We start from the raw sequence: 21,048 nt of genomic DNA on the forward strand, positions 1-21,048 counted from the left end.
TCTTATCATTCCTTTTTTTTAGTGTTTTTCCACTGCGCATATTTTTCTGGTAAACAAACTGCGCATGGACGATATCCAGCTGCAATTGCTGTTTTTTCATCAGAAAAAAATACTCGGTATTTTATATATCCTCCCTGCGCAATTGCACGTAACGCTGAGGGGCAATCTAGTTTTCCATATAACTTGCCTCGGCGGTATCCCCCTAGAGTCCCAGGTATATCACTAGTATAAATATCTCTATTTGAATCCATAAGAATATATATTTTTTTCTTGCACATGTAACAAACCACTCTTCTAATTTAATGTTTTTTGTATTTTTCGTAAAAATTCCACTACTTATTATTCCGTTCCAGATCTAACAGCGTCTCCTTCATTGTTCCCCTCCTCTATACCTTGTTAATGAACCATTTGTTCCGACTACATGGTGACCAGTACTGGATTTTCTCCAATGGCGCGAACGGTATAAGGTTTTTTAATACGGTTTGCTATGTCTGTATATGAGTATGTTTTCCCATAACGTATTTTATTTTGGACATTCGATTAATTCCTCGGCATATAGCTTTAACTTTTCATCTTTTTGAATTAGAACATCATTTAGAAGTCTCGTTTCAATCCAATTTGTAAGCTTATACAAAGATTCATTAAGTGAGCCAACATAACTCTCTTTTAGTAGTGGCAATATACATACTCCATTTGGAATACGTGACTTACAGGATGAAAGACAAATAAGCTTTGTTGTTTTTACTGCGTAATAAAATTCCCCATTGTATGATGCATCATTTTGTATGATAGCCCACCATCTCTCATCAGTTAAATTGATTTCGTCTATTGCATTTACAACTGTTGGCTTATTTTGTTTTCTCATGTAATCACCTCCATGGAAAACTAGTATAAACCCAGAATTCATCATTTGTACGGATTTGGGAATATAAGAGCAAGATTACAAAATCAAATAAAAGAAATTTATGATAAAAATATATTAGAGTTATGTATGAAAAAACAGGAGGAATTTGATGAAAAAGTATATTAACAATACTGAATGGGATGCTCCATATTTTATAGGTGATATAACTAGTAAAATATATTGCTTTCCATGGTGTGAAAATGTACAAAAAGAACAAAATATCACAGTATTCAAATCTAGAAAAGAGGTTATGCATTCTGGCTATCTCCCTTGTAAAAATTGTTGTTCCATTCTCCCACATGGTTCTTGGCAAGATTTTGAGCAAGAGATAAAATTATTCGTGCCTAAGGAATTTGCTTTCAAAGAGAACTTACAATACCTACAACGTTCTCCAAATGAATGTATGTATGACATTAAAGATGATAAGATCTATCGTATATTATCTATAGAACAAGAAAAACCATTAATTGAAATTAGCGCGGACGAAGAAGATAATCTTGTTATACGCTTTATAAATAATACAGTTATACAACCAAAATGGATTCGTGCGACGGTTGCTAGTTTTGTACGTGAATGGTTTGATTTAGACACTAATCTATCTCCCTTTTATGTTTTAGCTGAAAAAGATAAATTATTAAATACGCCTATCAAAGAGCACTATGGCTTACGTAATATGGGAATTCCCGATTTATTTGAAGCCTTATGTTGGGGAATTCTTGGACAGCAAATCACCCTCACCTATGCGTATACATTGAAAAGACGTTTAGTAGAAAATTTTGGTGAACATGTGGAATGGAAATAAATATTTGATTTTCCCACTGCCACAAAAGATTGCTAAATTGACTGTCGAAGATTTACTTCCATTAAAAATGACCATAAAGAAATGTGAGTATTTGATTGGTGTTGCACAACTTATGGTAGACGGAAAATTAACAAAACAATCCTTGTTACATACTAATGACCATAAAAAAGCTGAAAAACTTTTAGTTAGAATTCGTGGTATTGGTCCATGGACAGCGAATTACGTTCTAATGCGATGCTTGCGGTTTCCTACTGCTTTTCCAATCGATGATGTCGGTTTGCATAATGTAATTAAGCTACTCACAGGATCTGAAACAAAACCAACAAAAAAAGAAATTAAAGAATATGCTACCACTTGGACAAATTGGGAATCCTATGCAACGTTTTATTTATGGAGAACCCTATATTGATATATCATTTTCTACCATAGTTAAATATCAGGAGGATACGGATGAAAAATACAATTAGAACACAAATTTTTGAACTTATCGATCCAGAATATCAAAAATTTTCAGCAGCACTCATACCTAATATTGATAATGTTTTGGGTGTTCGACTACCCGAATTACGTAAAATAGCAAAGAAGATTGCAAAGGATGATTGGCGTACTTATCTAAAAACAGCCGAAGATGAATATTTTGAGGAAATTATGTTACAAGGTATGGTTATTGGCTATGTTAAAACGGATATTAATGACCAATTATCTTATGTAGCTTCTTTCATACCCAAAATAGATAATTGGTCAGTTTGCGATAGTTTCTGCATAGGACTTAAATTTACCAAAGAACATAGAGAGGCTGTATGGGAATTTTTACAGTCTTATCTTTCATCAAAAAATGAATATGAAGTTCGATTTGGCGTAGTTATGCTTTTAGACTTTTATATTGAAAATGGATATATTAGTAAAGTTCTAACTCTACTCGATAACACAAAACATAATGGTTTTTACGCAAAAATGGCTATTGCTTGGGCGGTGTCTATCTGCTATATAAAGTTCCCCGATTTAACATTGGACTATTTAAAACATAATACTCTCGATGATTTCACTTATAATAAAGCTTTGCAAAAAATTACAGAATCTTATCGTGTAGATAAAGAAACGAAAGCTCTCATTCGTAGTATGAAACGGAAACACTTTAAATAAATTAAAAATAATGACTGCAAAAAAAACACAGAAAAAGCATTTTTCCTGTGTTTTTTATTTTCTTTTTATTCTGTTTTCTTGCAATGGACAAAAGAAGGTTTCCATTCTGACAAGTCTTGATAAACAAACGTTATATTGTTACATATTTTATCTGCGATTTCATACATATGTTCTATATCATTAGCCATAAATAATATACTTCCTTTACGTTGAGTACTGTCTACAATGGTTGGTATGATGTCGCCCTCTTTTACTAATAGATCAATTAATACAACCTCGGACATGTTAGCTAACTCTTTATACTTGATTTCTTTTAAGCAACCTGGTTTTGGAATCAAGCTTAAAGACATGGCTTGACATTTTGAAGGTACACATCTAAATTCATCTATAGTCTCAGTAGCTAACGTATCAAAATAGTATCCAAATTGAGATATGCCCGTTGTTAGCTCCACCATTTTCCAAATATTTCCGCCACCTATTCTAACTTGAGACTCTATGATTCTTGGTTTATTGTGTTTGTCTATCTTTATTTCTGTATGAGTAATGCCGTTTTCCATTTGCATGTCGTCCAAAAATAGCATTACTTTCTCCATAATTAATTGTTTTTGAGATTCGTCTATAGGTGCTGGCATAATAGTATAGTTTATTATAAACGTATCTTCTTTAAATACTTCAGCTGATATAGCTAGTATAGAATGTTTTTTGTTATAAGAAACGGTTTCGACCGTATAAACTACATCACCTTCAACGTACTCTTCTACTAAAACCGGTAGTTGAATACCGTTATCTTTAATAAATACCCCTACATCATCTTCCGTATCTAGCTTAGATACTCCTTTACCACCTGCGCCAATCGGAGGCTTTATTATAATACTATCTTTTTTGTTCAAAAATTCATTAATGTCTTCAATAGTATTGCAAACTTTCGAGTCTATCGAAAAGTCTTTGCCTGCTAGCATTTCACGCATCATGTCTTTATTGCGCGTTATCAAATTGGCATTGTAAGAAGGTCCCTTAACATTAAAAATCTTTGCGATTATGCAAGCCGTATCTAAGGCTGTTTCGTTGAAAGATATAACCATATCAAATGGTTTCTCTTTGAATAATTCTTCAGCATAGTATACAGACAGGGGTATGTTTGTTGTGTCTATTTCTTTTTTATAGTAACACTTTTCTAAGATAGTTCCATCGAAATATATATGTTTAGCGTAAGATCCTATATATGAAACAGTATATCCACTGTCTAAAGCATCTTGTATTGGCTTTGTCCATCCCCCTATAAATAAAATGTGTGGTGTAGTATATTCAATGTCATTTCCTTTTGATACCTTATACATCATAATCATCTCCTCTAAAATGAACTCGTATATTCAATGTCATTTCCTTTTGATACGCCACGTCTTAACAAGGCCACTAAACACAATGTTGTTCCGAATCCTCCTATGAATAACGTAGTTTGAAGCCCAAATATAGAAACTAAAAATGCACTAGCAAAACTTCCTAATGCCCAAGCCCCCCAATTCAGCGTACGTTGTACAGCATTTACTCGGCCTAGCATGTGATTTGGTGAGGCAAGTTGTCGTATGGTTGCAGCGTAAGGGCCAAATACACCTTCTCCCATACCATGTATGATACTTGCAGCTACTATACCGTAAACGGTTCCCATATATCCCATTATCGGTATAAAGGCCAAACCAGTAACTGATACAGTAGCGCTATAAATAAGCATTTTTGTATTATTAATTTGTTGACTTTTTTTCATGAGAACTGTATTGCCTATTAAAAATCCCACTGCTGCTGAGCCTACAACAAACCCTATTTCAAGTTCAGATAGACCCATTACCTTATACAGGAATATTACTAAAATACTATTTAGTATGTATTTAAAAAAACCGTAAACAGCGCCACAGGTTACAATTGGTTCCAATACAGGGTGTTTTTTAAAATATACCAAGCCTTCATATATGTTTTGGTATATGGATTTTATATTTACGTCTTTTAAAGATCCATCTGTATGTGGTTTAAACTTTGAAATAAATAGTACAAATGCAAAACAAACAAAATACGTTACTGCGTCAATAGTGAAAGAGCCTGTTAATCCAAATAGAGTAATGATGATTCCTGCTAGCATAGGACCAATTACTACAGAAAGAGACTCCGAAAGAGCTAGTTGGGCATTTCCTTTTTTTAACTTGTCTTTATCTGTTACTATTTCCGGTAAGAAAGAAGGAACAGCAATGTTATAAAATGTAGTAAATATTCCATTTAAAAACATGATAAAAACTAATAAAGGGAACGTTAAAATATTTGTTACAGTCAGTATGAATACTGATAAAAATAATACTCCTTGACATATACTACAAATTAGCAAAACATTTTTTCTATGAAAGATATCTATCAAAGCACCGGCTACTAACCCGAAAATTAGGTAGGGTACAAATATAACCCCACGAAGCATGGCAGCATTTGCCTCGCTTGTTTGTAGCACCTCTAATGCAAAAAGAGGTAAAGCTACCATTGTAAGCTGGGTACCTAACAAACTTATTGATTGTCCTAGCCAAAGTTTGTGAAAATTAAAACGTTTGCTATCTTTCATAATAACCCCCCATTAATTAATATTATAAACTACTAGGTTTACGATATAAGTAAGATCAGGCAAGACCTATTTTTTATCTAATGTCTATACCACAAAAAATTTGAAACCTATTATAACGTTAGGGCTCGAAACCCTTCTGGCTAATGAAAAGTTCATCTTCCGAAAAATACTGCCGCATTCGTTTATAAACCAATTGATAGACGGATGGATGATACCATTCTTCCATTTTTATACTTCTATATAAGGCTTGTAAGCCCATCCTGCTTGTTCGTTTACCACCGCTGCCGTCCCCCATAAAGTAATCGTCAATACATACTCGGTTAACCAAGGGGCGCAATATTTCTGCAAACCGCTCGCTACTTGGTAATATGGGTGCGATGGCAACCTGTGCAGGAATACCGAGTTCAGCAAGCAGTTGGAGTGTTTTAAGTCTTGCTGGAATAGGGGGAGCATATGGCGTAAAATGCTTGCGAATATCTTCCCTATCGGTCTCTACTGTCATACTCACCCGAACTTTTGTTCCTAACTGTTGCAGCATCTTTATATCCCTGCGGACAAGTGGGCTACGTGTTTGAACAAGCAAGAAGTCCGGGGGATTATCCACCATAATTTCCAGTAAAGACTGCGTAATTTTCTCCTTGTGTTCGATTGGTTGATAAGGGTCCGTACTGGATGACATGAAGATGGTGACTGGACCTTTGGCCTTAGCTCTAAGCAATTCTTTTTGGAATGTGAGTGCAGCATCTTTTTTAATATCTACCCATGTCCCCCATTCCGAGTTACGGAAAATGGAGACAGGCATTTGCCGCACATAGCAATACGAGCAGGCGAACACACATCCCGTATAGGGATTCAACGAATGACTATAACCGGACAAAAAACCAGTTCCCTTATTCAGCAGTGTTTTGGGCGTTTTATATAAATATTCGATTGTCATCCCCAATCACCTACTAAATCATATCTGGCGTATGGATTGAAGAAGAAGCAGCAATTCAGGATTGTTACATGCTTATAAAGATGTAATTTGAGTTTGGGTTTACTTCGCATCATGAAATATAACCCCCAGGCTATACCGCATTCCCGAATTGACGGTACCAACGCCGTGTCGCAGAGCCACCTTGTAATATCCACGCGCACCCAATACCGGTCGATATTGAGTTGGAAAAATGAGACCTTCACCTCGATTAAGCGTAATGACATGACCTCTGCTCTGTGCCCGTGGTCGTTGTTCAACGAGTAAAAATTCACCGCCTGTATAGTCTTCGTTCTGTTGGTTCAGAGTAAACACAACTTGAAAAGGGAAGAAGATATCCCCGTACAAATCCTGATGGAGGCAATTGTAGCCCCCTGCTTCGTATTTCAAAATTAGCGGGGTAGGTCGTTTCTGCCCCGCCTGGTGACATTGATCAAGAAACATTTCCAGGGTTTCTGGGTATTCGGGTGATTTATTTAACTGTTCCAGCCAGCGATTTGCCGCTTTGGCTAACTCTGGGTACAAGTTATCACGGATTTGTTGTAACTGATCAGGAAGAGGCGTATGATAATATTTGTACTCCCCGATTCCAAAACGATATCGTTTCATGTCGATGGTCTTGCGATATAGGGATTCGTCTTCATAGTCTTGGATTAGACATGCACATGATTCCGCATTTAGAAGGGACGGCAGCTTGGCGTACCCCTGTGTGTCAAGCATTTGATGTAGATCAGCCCAATTGAGTTTGGCTAAAGATACTATATGCTGGTCAGACATGTTGCAACTCCTTCCCACTGTTTGTAAAGCCTCGTTCAAGTTCCAGCAATTGCGTTTTCATTTCCATTCCGCCACGATAGCCCGTTAGCGATCCATTTTTTCCGATAACACGATGGCATGGAACAGTAATGAGGATTGGGTTCGCTCCAATAGCCCTCCCAATGGCCCGAACTGCAGTCGGTTTTTGAATTTGTTGAGCAATATCCGAGTAAGATCGAGTTTGGCCGTACGGAATATCACATAGTGCCTTCCATACCGCTTCCTGAAAAGGTGTGCCGTGATAAAAGATTGGAATGGTGAACCGATTAATCTTGCCTTGAAAATATTCAACAAACTCATCTGCAAAGGGTTGCAATTTTTCGTCATCTTGAATCAGGTCGTTTCCAGGAAAGTAATGATTTGCCCATTTCACCAATTCTTCGAATGGCTGATTTTGCGACCCAACAAAACATAGGCCATTATTTGTTGCGGCAATGTACATCTTCCAGTCTTCATAAGAAAACAAGGACCAATAGAGAGAACTTCCTTTTTTAGATGCCATTTGAAAACACCTCCTTCAAGTATTGTTTTTGCTGTCTACGGTAAGCTTCCGGCGTTTGTCCGGTTTTCTTCTTAAACAGCGTGATAAAATATGGTGTATTGGAAAGTCCGACAGACTCACCAACTTGAGAAACTGGGTCATCCAAAGTAGTCAATAACATTCTCGCCTTCTCTATTCGAACATGTTGGATGTAGTCCACTGGGGTCATGCCCTTGATTTTTTTAAAAGTTCTGTGCAAGTGATAAGGGGTTCCATGACTCAGAAGCGCAAGGACTTCAAGCGTCAATTTTTCCTCGTAGTGGCTATCCACATATTCAGTTACGAAGGCAATCCACTCTTCATCGGGCATTCTTTGCCCGGTTGGCTTGCACCGTTTGCAGGGACGAAAATTTGCGGCTAGTGCTTGTTTAGTATTTTCAAAAAAGCCAATGTTTTCTCTTTTTGGTACCCTTGATTTACAAGAAGGGCGACAAAAAATCCCTGTTGTTTTCACTGCATAAAAAAAATGTCCGTCATAAGAAGCATCATTATCAACAACAGCCTGCCATTGTTCATCAGAAACAGGGATGGGTAGAAGTGGGTTGTCAGAGTCTGGTTGTTGATTAGTTTGGTTCGGATTCATTTTCCAATTGTATTTCATTTTGAATCACCTCTAGATTCAGTATAAACCTCGAAATCCTGTATTGTAAGCATTTCGAAATGTAATAGCAAGATAACGAAATTACAATGGCGAGTTGTTGCGTAATTATATGTATCCTGATTCATATGATTGGAGAAGATGAAAAAACTATGAAGCCAAGTATCAGGTTTAAATTTAACTTGTCACAAATATACACTTGGAGCAGATCATTTGTTGTATCATTAAAACCACCCGCTCATGACGGGTGGTTTTGATTAATTTAAGGCTTTGTCTACAGCGTTCACTATACTTATATAGTCTGATTCAATTTGTCCCTTGTCTTTGTGACACAGTGCAACAAATCCGATAGAGAAGCTATCAAATAAGTCTTTTGTTTGCTCTATATATTGCCCTTCTTGTATATTCATAGAAGAAAAGTGATAACTAGGTAAGTTTTTTATATCTTCTAACACTGAAATATCTTTAACAAATCCAGATTTCTTACATACTAAAAATACAATGGTTACATTTGTATTTAACGTATAGTCTTTTGATACTTCTTCATAGCAACCTGCCAGATATCGCACTGTTTTGTCTAGTGGACTATCACCTGTTGCTATTCTACAAAAATTAGGGTGACCTCCCCCATGTAGCCTTGCTCCTACCTCAATCAATCTCGGTCCGTCTTCAGTTAACATAAGCTCAAGGTGTGATGGCCCAAATTTTATACCAATTGCGTCTAGAGCTTGTTTAGCGTATTCTACTATATTTTCATAGTCTATCTCTTCTGCAGAAACCCACTCCATATAGTCATATATCGCCATTAAATTTCCATTATCAATCTTTTTATATCTACATATATCGCACACTACATGATTACCTTCATAGCTGAAAAAATCAACTACGTATTCGACGCCTACTACGTATTCTTGTACTACTAACTCTTCATTTACTATATCTAATTTATTCATTTTTCCAAGAAGGTCATTAAAGACTCCTTTCCAGTCATCTCCATTTTTAACCCTCGTTACTCCATCTGTACCAGCACTTTTAGGGGGCTTTATTACAATATCCTTGTTTTTGATTGTTTCTAACCAGTTCTCAACCTCAGTGATGTCATTTGTACATATCTGATTTATGGTTGGTAAATTATTCGACACTAAAGCCTTGTGCATGTTCCCTTTATGTCTTCTTACTTCTATTAAGTGCTTATCATTTGAAAATGATGGAGTTATTATACTTGCCAAGGTTTCTGCCAGTTCAACACCAGGCTCAGCCCCTGCGATTATACACTTTGGATTTAATTTTTTAATAGTATCTACTAGCTTGTTTATATCACCATCATTAACAATAACATCAAAAAATTCATGTAGTTTTAAAGATGATTTATAGTTTTCTAACGGTTCTACTGTAGACATCAATGCAATAGGACACAGGCCAAAAGATTTTAGCGCTTCTGCGTACAAGGCTCCTGATGAATATGGATCAACAACTATAATTACATCTTTATTTGTAGTTAACATGTTAAATCATAGGCTTTTTTACAAAACCTTATCCATGAGTCATGAACGTCAGGCGATACCCCTCTAGCCCTTACCGCTGCATGCGTTAGTCCTTTTTCAATAACAAGCTCGGATTGTATATTATTTTCTTGTAGTCTGTTATGGTATTCCACACTGTCTATTAATAATGAGTCAACTTCAGCTCCCATGATATAGGCAGGCGGTAGGTTATGAAATTTTCCGTTTATTAAAGGTGAAACGAATACGTTAATCAGTTCATCCTGGTTTGCGTAACATGACGTATAAAATTCCATTTCTCCACCTGTAAGTAAAGGTGCATCCTCGCCACCGTGTTTCCATCTATGAAAATCTAATAGAGGACTTATTAGTGCCTGTCCTGAAATTAAAGGACCATTTCTGTCCCTACATAACATGCACAGGGAAACTATCATATTAGCCCCAGAACTTTCGCCGCATAATACTATATTTCCTTTTAAATTCAGCACTTCTTTATTGAGAGATATATAGTTAATAATGTCATAACAATCTTCTAATGCAGATGGGAACTTACTTTCTGGAGACATTCTAAAATCTGCTGCTATTGTGACCAATCCTGTATTACTGCAGAGCTCAGCAACAAGTTTATCGTGAGTCTCTAAATTCCCTAATACAAACCCGCCCCCTCTGATGTATACCAAAATCCCATCTTTTTTAATATTCTTTGGTGTATATATCCGCATTTTTTTTTCTACGTTAAAGTGTGGGACGATAACGTCTCTGCTGCTTACATCTGTAACCTCAGGCACCGGAAATGCCTCCCCCAATTCGGAGTAAAGAGCTCTCTGTATACTTACATCTTTTTTGTAAGAATCTGGAGGGTATACTGAATTTACTTTATCAATAAACTCAGATATTCCAGGTGCGTATTGTGGTTTAGAGTCGATTTTCATGTTTTACATTCCTTCTTTCTTAAATTTATATTTTCAAATAGTGTTTCTTACACACAATATTAGTTAATGTGATACCAATAATTTCACTTAAATCTAAATATTTATATTAGAACTTGTAAAACTAACTGGCCAATTATTGCCATTGTAATCAGCCACAACGGTAATCTTTTTCATGCTTTTGATGTAAACAACCCCTACAAAGTTGCACGTTTCTAGTTTATTTATCACCAAATTATGCCATATACATCTTCTTTTGTTGTCTTGATCAATCTTGCACAAATGAATTGGTCCACCTCTGTGTTTACATTGATTGTTAATAATCTTAGGTTTATCACCTAGTATTTCACAGTAGACTCCTTTGTTTTCATCCGGAAAAGAAATATGAAAATTCTGTATATTATCTCTAAATATTTTTACAGCCATTGGTTTAAATCACCTATCGAATATATTTCGTACTCGCATTCATCAGAAACAATTAAAGCACCGTGTAACCTATTTGCCTTGATTATAGTACCTTCGTTTGCTTTGAGTATAGTTGATTTACCAAATCCATTTAGAAACTCCATCTCGCCAGAGACGATATGACATAGCTCGTCGTTATCATGTGTATGTGTTATAGATAATTCACCCTTAGGTTCAACAAACCGTCCAACTGTAACTTTACCACTACTGCAACCTTCTTTTACCTTCGTGAAAATGATATCATGGGCATTTTTGTAGTATGATGCCTTATCTTTCCATTCTATTTGATCAGCAAAGTCCTTTTCTGCTAATTCGCCTAAAAATCTCGCTTCTTCAAATCCTCTTACAATTTCAACGGCAGCTGTTGTGCCGTATTTTTCTATAGCTGGTTTAACAAGATCATCAAACGCCGTTTTACTATGATGAGTATCAATATGGCAATGTTCCTTAAAATAATTTTCAAACATATCTGGTAGTGCATCTTTTAATGCATCTAACCAAATCTTGCAGCTAACTATAAACGACGTTTCTGCCAAAAATATTGCACCTATGTACCTAAATATATTTCTTTTATTTCTTGTAATCATATTGTAGTAGTTTGCTAAAAGTAGACTAGTATTAAGATAGTATTGCCAATAATAATGCGGTACATTGTTTAGACCTGCTGACTCAAGCGTTTTTTCAAATAATGTAGAATGTCTTTGTTTGTGATCTCCATAGCCTAATTCGTCTATTATTATACGAAATAATGCGCTCCCCATTTCTCCATAATTACCTGATGAATATCTAGCCATAGGAGATGATTCTATTAAAAAGTCTGGGGCTAGCTGCAGTAGCCAATCTTGTGCTGCATTTTTTTTATCAATACTATTTTTAATACTCTCCGCAGAATCCATGGTCTTTTGGTCATACATAGAATTAATATAGTCGTTAAAATAATCTTCAACTAATTTTAGATTCCAATTATCTGACACTTTAATTTCATCATTCAAAAACGAGAATAAATAATTTTCAAGATACGGTATGGCAACACCAGCTGCTGCCAATCTTTTATCATCATAAAAATCGTTGAAGTCTGTATAGCATAAATCACCTTTAGTAGGAAGGTATAAAAAGCTAGTATCATTCATAGAAAATAAAGCTCTATTTGCTGCAAAAGAAGAATACGAAAGCATATCTTTAAGCTCCAACGGTTCATCAAAGTTTATATGCTTTAGAACATGCGGTCTTATGCGTCTACCATAGAAATTTTCTTCATATCTATTGTCATTATCGTAGAACAAAGGGGAATTGCAAAAATATAACAATGCATCCTTTGCTAGCGCATTGTCTCCAAAATTATCAGTAATTTTTGGTTCTAGTACAGATTTTTTATATTCCATAATAACACTCCTAGTTTTGTATAATAGTTATCTTATTATTTAAATCGACCATTAATTTGTAGCTATTATTTTTAGATAGAAAAATAGGTTTTTCAAAAGGATGAAAAGCTTGATGCCAATGAGATACATCACTTACGTCATTGGAAACACGGACTCCATTAAAGTCCATAACAAAGTAAGATAAAACACCGTGACAAACTGAATCCACACTTGGATTTATATCTATATGCGTGACTTTAACATCGCCCTGTTTAAAATCATATGGGCGCAATACAAAGGTTTCTGACATGGATTCAAAGTTATATACACTAGCTTTTACTGGGAAGTAACATTGTGAACTATACTGATTAATAGACGATAAATCGAACCCTAATATGTCATCCTGTACACTGTTTAGGCCAAACATATCTTCGCTGTTTACAAGACATCCATATTGTGTAACAAGTCCTGGAAGAACAATTGTTTTATCGTTTGAAATGCGTTGGATATCTTTGGATATTTCACGATAACCTTCTCCAATAACCCCACAATCGAACGTTTCAGTAAATATAATATCTGGTGAAAAATCCAATATCTTTTTATCAATTAATTCAGATGATTTCATGTTTACAACGGTCACAATATCAGAAAATCCTGCTTTATCTATGTTATACTGCGCTAGTTCGGCTAGTTCTTCATTCACTTCACAAGTTACTACCTTTTTTGCTCCTTGTCTTGCAAAAAGGAGAGCTATCAACCCTGCACCTGTACCGATTTCAAAAACCGTTTTACCTTCCACATCCATCCTAGAAATTCCTTCAAATATAGTATTGTTTCTTATCCTATCCGATAACATAGAGAAATGCCACGTTGGAAAAGTACGATTCTTACTTATGGTCGCGATCATGTTTAAAACTACCTCCTTTTGTTTTTTGCATTATTCTAATAATTATGATAAATTAATATAAACTATTATTTTAAAAAACAAATTCAAACTCAAATTCAGCTACATATTTAACCTTAAATCTTCAGTTTCAAGGTTGAATATATTATTTTTTCACAAAATATCTATTTTATTTATCCATCGATTTTTGTAGTTGCAAATATTTCGGGCATATCTGCTAGATTTTCATTTTCAATTGTATTACTAGCGCCTAAGATTGCTACCAAACAAAGAATTAATGCTACCTTTTTCATCGATTTCCTCCTGCAAAGTTAATTTGTACGTCCGAAATAGTTGAAGGTTATTATTCTTATAATCTACCTTTTATGACCAGTTCTCCTATAGTGCTCGCAAAGTATACTAGGAGAATGAATTGTTAACTTAAAACAAACTGTAGTTGGTGGTTTCGGAAGTACATTTTTATAATAAACCACTCTTAAACTCAGTTTTATGCAAATTCTGCATATTTCTAATAGGAGAGTGAAATAAATGAACATTGCTTCTCACGGAAAAGCAATTCGTAGAATAAGAAAAATAAGGGGACTATCACAATCTGAACTAGGGGATGGGATTGGAGGACAATCTTTCATAAGTAGAATCGAACATGGATTAGTCTTACCGTCAATCGATACTTTATTAATAATTGCCAATCGTTTGGAAGTTCCCCTCGAATACTTACTGGAAAGCTTTCGTACTGAAAATTTTCAACATATTACAAATAAAAAGAAAGAATTACGCTATTTAGTCGGGCAAGGTTTGTATCCTGAAGCTCTCCAAATTAGCAAAAATGAGCTCAAAGCTTACAATTCCGATGTTGACTATGTTTGCTTCTTGAAATGGGTGGAAGCAATTTCCGAGTATAAATTAGGAAAAATACGGTACCAACAATGTATAGCAAAGCTACAAGAAATACTAGAAAGTAAAGACACTTACTTTTCAGACCGAAATTTATTTTTAGATGTACAGAGCTCGATTGCTACGGTTTACTTAAGCGCTGGAATGCTCCAACAAGCCATTAAAAACTATGAGAAAATTATAGAGGACAATTTTATATACACTGATGAAAATTTCAAGGTAATTGTTCTATATAATTATGCAAATGCTCTTAAAAGAAACGGATTATTTAAGAAGGGGATAGAAATATCAGAAAAAGCTATTTCTATGGCAAAAATATCTGGTAAGTCCGTTGTAATCGGACCACTTTACTACATTTTGGGTGAATGTAAAGAAGGGTTACATTTTCATTTTGATGAAATCAAAGCTTGTTTCGATAAAGCGATATATTTTTTTAAGGCCTATGATAGATTAGACCTAATTGAAATAATGAAAAAAGAGCATAAGAAATACTATGACGAATAAATAGTCTCGTAGAAAGCTATATTTGAACTGGATTGTTGGAAACGAACATATCCCGAACTCATCCAATCCAATGCCCCTAGAAAGTTCTTCCGTTCGAGAGCCCAAGTTTCCAGACCCACTCTCTCAAATGGTATGTATGCGATATTGTGTCACCATGCCTAATACGAGATTCGTTACGTAACTATCGAATGAAAACATTTTATTAGTATATGATAGCGGATATTATACTATTCTTAATTCATCTTAAGAATTTAAAGATTATATGAAATACTATAACCAGCATAGATATCAGTGAAATTTAAAGAAGATGATTCCTGTTGGATACAGAAACCATCTTCTTACTGCCGCCTAACTTTTTTTATTGTCCTTTACAAAGGACCCAGATTAAATAAATACATAACTTTTCATATAGCCATTAATCTTGTTTAATTTCATTGGCATAGATAATATTTTCCCATATAAAAAACCTTCTATAGCAAATAGAAAAGCCGCTAAAAATAATATCCCGAGGAATTTTTTCAGTAGCTTTCCTTATTGCACTAGGAATTTTTCATCCCATATACTTATCACAAAAGGATCCAATATATTTTCACCGTAAAAACTCGTAAAAAATAATTAACTTGATTTTTTTCTTTTACTTTTTACATTTCGGTAAAACAAAGCAGCACTCAGCGGCATAACACCAAACCACTTATTCATAAATGGCTCTTTTTCAGCACGGCGTTGTTCTTTCTTTTGTTTTCGATCTTCTTTTGGAGCATCCATATACGACACAAACTGCTGCGTCACAAAGCGAACATAATCATTAGTAGACATATTATCATCACCTCTACTTGATTAGTATGTCCACTTTTTTATACATTAATCTTTTCCTTTAATTCATTCATAATTTGCTTTACAGACTTATTTGTCGTATCGATATGAATGTGAGCCTCTTCATAATAAGCTCGGCGTGATTCAAATTTCGTTACAAATGCATCTATATCTTTCTTTTGAAATAGTGGACGTGTCGTATCTTCACGAAGCCTTTCTGCAATTACATGCGGATCACAATATAAATACACGACAGTTCCGTTCTCTTTCATCCACTTGCGATTTTCCGCTCGTTCAATAATTCCCCCACCAGTTGTAATAATGACATTATGGACTGGTAGCGAACGTAACATTTCGCTTTCATATTCCCGAAAAGCCATTTCGCCTTCTTCGGCAAAAATATTTCGAATTGCCTTCTCTTGCTTCTCTTCGATTTTTTGATCAGTATCTACAACATCCATTTGAAGTTCTTGACTTAACGCTTTTCCAATTGTTGTTTTCCCTGCTCCCATGTAGCCGGTTATGTATATAGATTTCATTTTCTGTCCTCTCAATCGTCATTTATTAATTGTTATTATAACGAAAGATGCTACTTTGTTTAATAAAAAAACGTTTTGTTCTTATACTATGAAGAACAAAACGTAACACTCGCTTTTACTTATAAGTACCTCTTCTCACCCACTGCGTTGCAATCCATTTCTCTCCTTTCGTTACAGGTGCCCCTCCGTGTAACGTAAGCTCATTTAGTGATTGATCTTGATAAAAATACTCAAAGTATACTGCCATTCCCTTTCTAGGGTGTACAGAAAGATTTAATTTCGGGAAGTACGTTTCCCCGCCTTCTTCTACATCATTTAAGTACATTACAAGCGTACTAATACGATTGTTAGCAGCTGATCTACTATGTTCCGCAAAATAATCATAGTGTGCTTTATATTGTTGATCCACTTCATAATTTAAAATGTGCAATCCTTCACCATGCGACGCAGGAACATTCATGATAGATGAAATTCGTTTTTCAATCTTTGAAGTAAGTTTATTATCTTCCAAAAATGCACCGCTACTTGTTCGAATATCATTTACATCACGTGATGAACCAATTTTAGAACGCTCCATTTTATTTTTAGACATTTCAATTAATTCATCACATTCTTCATCACTTAGTACATTTGCTAATACGACAATAAGAGGTTCTTCAAATTTTGAAATAATGTGTATTTCTCTATCTTCTGTCATAATCGTATTTCCTTTATGATCAAAAATAGTTTGTTCCTTATTTTCACCTATTTGATTGTTGTTTGTCATTTCCCTATTCTCCCTAAAAATAATGATTGGATAGCATGAATATATCATATTCTTTCTACCTTTCTCTTTTTTGAGAAAATTTAAACTTTTAATCATTATATTTATCCATTTCTTCTAAAAAATCAATTTAATTTACAATAGGAAACCTTGGTTTATTTACATATATTTTACATATTATCCTTCTATCCAATCGACTATTTTCCCATCCTTTTTTCTATACCGAAAACCTACCGTATAAATTTTTTTGTTTTGTTTCACACTGCAAGGAAATGAAAACCGTATTACTTTCAAGGCGGTACTTCCCACTCGCTTACATTGTCTATTTAACGAGATTCATTTATGATATTAATAGAATTTCCGGAATGAATTACATGAAACATGTAAAAAGAAAAAATTAGTTTCTTCTACAAATTAGTAATCTCTTTTAGTAACCTCAATACAAGACCCCCAAAATAATTGGCGGTCTTGTATAAATACCGTTTTAAAAACTGTTTTAGTTTATCCCGATTTCAAACAGTTTTAATTTTATTTTTAATTCATCAACGAATGTATTATCATTATCTCTTTCCAAATTTATAATTTTATATTTATCATTTACATATTCATCTTCTTTTTTATTAAACGAATCATTAAATGTGACTAGCACAAATTGCATATCTTTATTTTCACCCCAAAGCAAATTACGCGCTCTATACGAATCCTCATCAATCTTTACTGTTTGAGCTGCCTTTACTGAAATTCCCCTTAGGATTTTTGGTTCTCCACCAGTATTTCCTTTTGTATAAGAATCAACAAGTGCAATATCGATTTCATTCTTTCCTTGAAGATGATTTAAATATTTTTGGTTTGTCTCAATTTTGTACTTACCTTTGTCAATTTGGCTTTTACATAGATAATACATAAATCGGTGTACCAAATACTCTGGCAAACTTTTATAGTTTTGATGTATACCCGTCATTTGTATGGAAACGTCTAGAAAAGTTTGATAACAATCTCGAACTTCCACACATGTAATAGAATTTAAGTTTTTTTCAATGTATCTATCTAATTCCATCAAATAAATTTTGGATAGTTTATTTAACATATTTTCCCCTTTTTTATTTTTCTAGGAGAGAATTTAAGATTCTCGACTAAATGAAATTTCAAATTTCCGCCAAAAATAACACTTCTATATTTTCACAAATCTTATCAATAAAATTACTATAAAAATATATATTGAGCATTAAAGAAGGATGTACAAATGCAAAAAGATGTTCTAGTCACCTTTCATTTACACAAAAGGACAAACAGAACAAATTATCCGCGAACAAAACCTTATAATATAATTTCATGGCTTTTTAAATAAATATTACCCGTTTGCGAAGCATGTCTTCTTTTCAACGATAATAATTGTACTAAATCAATTCTACGTTCTAATACAGCCTTTAAATCACTACCATCCATATTACAAAACATTACATTAAAAATCTCACCGTTTATCTCAAGTACGTTTCAAATCAAAAACTAATATTTTTTCCTTGTTACGACACAAGAAATTTTCAATATGATGCGGTTCTAATATTTGCAGCTCCTTAGGCAGACAATCTTTAGTGACGTAGGGATATTTTTCATCTCTTAAAAAGAATTTTATATGTTTTTCAAGTTCCATTTTACCTATCAAATTAATTATCCCGTCTAATACGCCACGGTGTAAATAAATCACCTTCGGGTATAAGTTAAACATCGCTCCTATTCTAAGAGACGTATCGTACACGCATAACGAACTAAAATTAGGAATTCTCAATTCGTACACAATTATAAAGATATCATCAAAACATGTAGCCCTTTTTATCTCTTCCATAATTAACGGGTCCAATAACCTTTTGGTCATTTCTTCTAGAACTGCTTTTGAGATTTGGCACTGATGTGAATCCCTTTTCAAATTTGGAAGGTACCCCCAAACAGCATCTTTAATTAATTCCTCCATTGACTTCGTTCGATTTTTAAAATCACTTAACTTCCACTCTTCATGGCGAGCATAATTTTTATTGTATATATCTATTAAATCGGCAAGTGCCTTCATGTATTCTCCTCCGAATAAAAGATAATTCTACCCTTTTTACATTAAAACCTAAACACAAATATTTAACAGAACCAAAGTAAAAAACTCATTCTCATTAAAATGATCTTTTTTGCACTTTACTTCTTATCATATACAATCCCAAAGTCATCCTGTAATTCTTTCATATGTTTCATCATTTCTTCCTTAGCCCCCTCTTTATCACCTTGTGTATTTTTTGATGCATATTCTAGAGCACCCTCCATCATATATAATGCATATTCTTGTTTTAAAAGTTGGATTTCTTTCACAAACCACTCTTCGTCTTCTGAAGAAAATGTATTCGCTTTTTTCATCTCATCAAATTTTGGTGCTAATTCTTGAATTTCTTTTGACTTATCTGCACCGTTTGCTGATTGATAGTAAGCCTGTACCAATGCTTCCCCATCTTTAAATAATTTTTCTTCTAAGCTTTTTTTGTTATTAGACCCACATCCTACAAGTAACAAAAGAAATAATAACATATATATAACGCTCATTTTTTTCAACATATCTCATCCCCCCTATTCGTTCCATCTCGTTCCGAATTCCTCGAAACTAATTTGGCTTCATTCCATGTTTACTAAATAACCCTTCAAAAAATTCCTTTATCATTTGTCGGCTCTTCTCTCTATTCATAAATTCAAAACCACCAAATCGATATACCTCATATCCATTGAGTTTCAATTCTCTATCTGCACAAACCATCTCCGAATACTTTCTAGGACTTGAAATATCTCCATCTGAATAATGATGTTTTCCATCTATCTCTAGAACAATTCTTTGGTTGTTGGGAAGTAATAAAAGAAAATCCATACGTTGTCTTGGTAAAAATGTTGCATGGAATCTTTGCTTGACTGTGTATGGATCATAATGCAAATAAACTTGAGGTATTAATGCAGGAAAGTCCTGATTAAACCTCCTTTTAAAAAATCTAAAATAACTATCAAATAGTATTTTTTCAGGGTCTGAATCTAAAGAATTAAGTAATCTCTTATATAGAAAAATCTCATTTTCTGCTCCTATCTCATTTTCCTCTTTACTATCTGTCCACCATTTTAGTAGGTCATCCCAATATAAACCCATGCTTGGAATAGGGCGATCATACACAAGACAATTCTCTTCATGCTTCACTATTTTTATATCATTATTAATGGAATCACTAATTACAATTTCCGGCTTACAACCAACTGCAGCAAAAATAAGATTCTTAGCTGTACCCTTAACTCCCTTTTGAAGTTTATTAATTTTATAAATTGGATAGCCTGATATGTTATCTGTTGGTGAGAACTGATAGCCATCTTTAATCAAATGAGAATCAACAAATGCTATGTACTCCATTTGTTTCGATTCATGGCGCACAATAGGGTGCACAGTTTGTTCTAAAAAACGAATAAAGATTTCATCAGTTGCTGTCAATAATCCTAAATACTCTTCAAATAAATATGGTTCATCCCAGTCTGAATTATTTATCATGTGTTGCCATATATCACCTGAAGCATTCTGAAATCTAGAATCTGTTGAAGGTATATCTTCTAATATCCATATTCGGTTTAGAAAATCTAATAATTCACTTTTCCCTGAGATATCTCCCCTAGAATATAGCTCATCCATTATATTTCTTCTCGTAATCTCACTAATTGAATAAAAACCTGTAGGAGCTGTTTTATGTAAAATCTTCGCCAACGTACTTGTATGTAAATCATAGTCTTGTATGATTCTTTGGGCTAAATCTATCAAAAATAATTGGTCCTTATTTTTTAATCTTCTTTGTACATACACCCTCTTACTTGAAAAAGCTTCAGATTCTTCACCATTTTCCAAGCCATACCTTACACAAACACTAGGCAAATCATACGCTTTTTCATCAACCAAAACACAAGATATCGCATCGATTAATTTATTAATAGACTTCATCTTT

The 21,048-nt window shown here is 34.2% G+C and carries 23 protein-coding genes and 4 pseudogenes; 4 read left to right on the top strand and 23 right to left on the bottom strand.

From position 1 onward, the window contains the following. Nucleotides 1–5: 5 nt before the first annotated feature. The 3 genes and pseudogenes from ACUL40_RS13390 to ACUL40_RS13400 form a co-directional block, all read right to left on the bottom strand. Nucleotides 6–278 (bottom strand): Ada metal-binding domain-containing protein, encoded by a 273-nt coding sequence (locus ACUL40_RS13390; RefSeq protein WP_000335142.1) that lies wholly within the window; start codon nucleotides 276–278, stop codon nucleotides 6–8. A gap of 139 nt (nucleotides 279–417) precedes the next feature. Next, the gene (locus ACUL40_RS13395) at nucleotides 418–522 is read right to left on the bottom strand and encodes an MGMT family protein (RefSeq protein WP_077393201.1); all 105 of its coding nucleotides are present in this window, start codon (nucleotides 520–522) and stop codon (nucleotides 418–420) included. 169 nt (nucleotides 523–691) lie between these two features. After that, a pseudogene (locus ACUL40_RS13400) lies at nucleotides 692–865 on the bottom strand (Ada metal-binding domain-containing protein); the annotation flags it as partial. Nucleotides 866–1,013: 148 nt separating this feature from the next. On the opposite strand from ACUL40_RS13400, the pseudogene ACUL40_RS13405 reads away from it, so the two are divergent. Further along, nucleotides 1,014–2,115, top strand: a pseudogene (locus tag ACUL40_RS13405) (DNA glycosylase). Between the two features lie 41 nt (nucleotides 2,116–2,156). Beyond that, nucleotides 2,157–2,849, top strand: a complete 693-nt coding sequence (locus tag ACUL40_RS13410; RefSeq protein WP_017560045.1) for a DNA alkylation repair protein — start codon at nucleotides 2,157–2,159, stop codon at nucleotides 2,847–2,849. A gap of 65 nt (nucleotides 2,850–2,914) precedes the next feature. On the opposite strand, the gene ACUL40_RS13415 is transcribed toward ACUL40_RS13410, so the two are convergent. From ACUL40_RS13415 to ACUL40_RS13465, 11 genes are all read right to left on the bottom strand, one after another. Next, a complete protein-coding gene (locus tag ACUL40_RS13415; protein ID WP_445422659.1) occupies nucleotides 2,915–4,186 on the bottom strand; it encodes an ATP-grasp domain-containing protein in 1,272 nt (423 codons plus the stop codon). A gap of 14 nt (nucleotides 4,187–4,200) precedes the next feature. Then, on the bottom strand, nucleotides 4,201–5,445 hold the full coding sequence (locus ACUL40_RS13420; RefSeq protein ID WP_000655288.1) for an MFS transporter: 1,245 nt from the start codon (nucleotides 5,443–5,445) through the stop codon (nucleotides 4,201–4,203). 118 nt (nucleotides 5,446–5,563) lie between these two features. Then, on the bottom strand, nucleotides 5,564–6,382 hold the full coding sequence (locus tag ACUL40_RS13425) for an SPL family radical SAM protein (RefSeq protein WP_000151596.1): 819 nt from the start codon (nucleotides 6,380–6,382) through the stop codon (nucleotides 5,564–5,566). Between the two features lie 99 nt (nucleotides 6,383–6,481). After that, nucleotides 6,482–7,195, bottom strand: coding sequence for a 2OG-Fe(II) oxygenase (locus tag ACUL40_RS13430; protein ID WP_016125806.1), 714 nt, complete (start codon nucleotides 7,193–7,195; stop codon nucleotides 6,482–6,484). After that, the gene (locus ACUL40_RS13435; protein ID WP_000157105.1) at nucleotides 7,188–7,736 is read right to left on the bottom strand and encodes a methylated-DNA--[protein]-cysteine S-methyltransferase; all 549 of its coding nucleotides are present in this window, start codon (nucleotides 7,734–7,736) and stop codon (nucleotides 7,188–7,190) included. The genes ACUL40_RS13430 and ACUL40_RS13435 overlap by 8 nt, the downstream gene beginning before the upstream one ends. Further along, on the bottom strand, nucleotides 7,726–8,376 hold the full coding sequence (locus ACUL40_RS13440) for a bifunctional transcriptional activator/DNA repair enzyme AdaA (protein ID WP_077393172.1): 651 nt from the start codon (nucleotides 8,374–8,376) through the stop codon (nucleotides 7,726–7,728). The genes ACUL40_RS13435 and ACUL40_RS13440 overlap by 11 nt, the downstream gene beginning before the upstream one ends. Before the next feature lie 254 nt (nucleotides 8,377–8,630). After that, complete coding sequence (locus ACUL40_RS13445) at nucleotides 8,631–9,878, bottom strand: ATP-grasp domain-containing protein (protein ID WP_000958346.1); 1,248 nt, start codon at nucleotides 9,876–9,878, stop codon at nucleotides 8,631–8,633. Beyond that, a complete protein-coding gene (locus ACUL40_RS13450) occupies nucleotides 9,872–10,807 on the bottom strand; it encodes an alpha/beta hydrolase (RefSeq protein ID WP_000687286.1) in 936 nt (311 codons plus the stop codon). Before ACUL40_RS13450 ends, ACUL40_RS13445 begins: the two co-directional genes overlap by 7 nt. 93 nt (nucleotides 10,808–10,900) lie before the next feature. Then, nucleotides 10,901–11,230, bottom strand: coding sequence for a Rieske 2Fe-2S domain-containing protein (locus ACUL40_RS13455; protein WP_017560036.1), 330 nt, complete (start codon nucleotides 11,228–11,230; stop codon nucleotides 10,901–10,903). Continuing rightward, nucleotides 11,221–12,651, bottom strand: coding sequence for an iron-containing redox enzyme family protein (locus ACUL40_RS13460; RefSeq protein WP_445422660.1), 1,431 nt, complete (start codon nucleotides 12,649–12,651; stop codon nucleotides 11,221–11,223). The genes ACUL40_RS13455 and ACUL40_RS13460 overlap by 10 nt, the downstream gene beginning before the upstream one ends. Before the next feature lie 10 nt (nucleotides 12,652–12,661). Then, nucleotides 12,662–13,537 carry a 50S ribosomal protein L11 methyltransferase gene (locus ACUL40_RS13465; protein ID WP_000562119.1) on the bottom strand — a complete coding sequence of 292 codons (876 nt, stop codon included), beginning with the start codon at nucleotides 13,535–13,537 and terminating at the stop codon, nucleotides 12,662–12,664. 525 nt (nucleotides 13,538–14,062) lie between these two features. Here ACUL40_RS13465 and ACUL40_RS13470 point away from each other — a divergent pair. Further along, the gene (locus ACUL40_RS13470) at nucleotides 14,063–14,932 is read left to right on the top strand and encodes a helix-turn-helix domain-containing protein (RefSeq protein ID WP_001017515.1); all 870 of its coding nucleotides are present in this window, start codon (nucleotides 14,063–14,065) and stop codon (nucleotides 14,930–14,932) included. Between the two features lie 247 nt (nucleotides 14,933–15,179). Beyond that, a pseudogene (locus tag ACUL40_RS13475) lies at nucleotides 15,180–15,284 on the top strand (IS3 family transposase); the annotation flags it as partial. A gap of 263 nt (nucleotides 15,285–15,547) precedes the next feature. Here ACUL40_RS13475 and ACUL40_RS13480 read toward each other — a convergent pair. From ACUL40_RS13480 to ACUL40_RS13520, 9 genes and pseudogenes are all read right to left on the bottom strand, one after another. Further along, on the bottom strand, nucleotides 15,548–15,748 hold the full coding sequence (locus ACUL40_RS13480; RefSeq protein ID WP_000106083.1) for a YqzE family protein: 201 nt from the start codon (nucleotides 15,746–15,748) through the stop codon (nucleotides 15,548–15,550). A gap of 38 nt (nucleotides 15,749–15,786) precedes the next feature. Beyond that, a complete protein-coding gene (gene aroK, locus ACUL40_RS13485; protein ID WP_000836664.1) occupies nucleotides 15,787–16,284 on the bottom strand; it encodes a shikimate kinase AroK in 498 nt (165 codons plus the stop codon). A 115-nt stretch (nucleotides 16,285–16,399) separates the two neighbouring features. Next, nucleotides 16,400–17,050 (bottom strand): 2OG-Fe(II) oxygenase, encoded by a 651-nt coding sequence (locus tag ACUL40_RS13490; protein ID WP_000183861.1) that lies wholly within the window; start codon nucleotides 17,048–17,050, stop codon nucleotides 16,400–16,402. A gap of 174 nt (nucleotides 17,051–17,224) precedes the next feature. Continuing rightward, nucleotides 17,225–17,357, bottom strand: a pseudogene (gene comGG / locus ACUL40_RS13495) (competence type IV pilus minor pilin ComGG); the annotation flags it as partial. A gap of 186 nt (nucleotides 17,358–17,543) precedes the next feature. After that, the gene (locus ACUL40_RS13500) at nucleotides 17,544–18,134 is read right to left on the bottom strand and encodes a hypothetical protein (protein ID WP_445422661.1); all 591 of its coding nucleotides are present in this window, start codon (nucleotides 18,132–18,134) and stop codon (nucleotides 17,544–17,546) included. Nucleotides 18,135–18,364: 230 nt separating this feature from the next. Then, nucleotides 18,365–18,505, bottom strand: coding sequence for a hypothetical protein (locus ACUL40_RS13505; RefSeq protein ID WP_000458735.1), 141 nt, complete (start codon nucleotides 18,503–18,505; stop codon nucleotides 18,365–18,367). A gap of 25 nt (nucleotides 18,506–18,530) precedes the next feature. Continuing rightward, the gene (locus tag ACUL40_RS13510) at nucleotides 18,531–19,112 is read right to left on the bottom strand and encodes a hypothetical protein (RefSeq protein WP_000645177.1); all 582 of its coding nucleotides are present in this window, start codon (nucleotides 19,110–19,112) and stop codon (nucleotides 18,531–18,533) included. 116 nt (nucleotides 19,113–19,228) lie between these two features. Further along, nucleotides 19,229–19,639: a hypothetical protein gene (locus ACUL40_RS13515; RefSeq protein ID WP_000914529.1), complete on the bottom strand. Its 411-nt coding sequence runs from the start codon at nucleotides 19,637–19,639 to the stop codon at nucleotides 19,229–19,231. Between the two features lie 46 nt (nucleotides 19,640–19,685). Continuing rightward, nucleotides 19,686–21,044 carry an AbiJ-related protein gene (locus ACUL40_RS13520; RefSeq protein ID WP_445422662.1) on the bottom strand — a complete coding sequence of 453 codons (1,359 nt, stop codon included), beginning with the start codon at nucleotides 21,042–21,044 and terminating at the stop codon, nucleotides 19,686–19,688. Nucleotides 21,045–21,048: the final 4 nt, after the last annotated feature.

It is taken from the genome of Bacillus sp. KNSH39 (assembly GCF_052656585.1).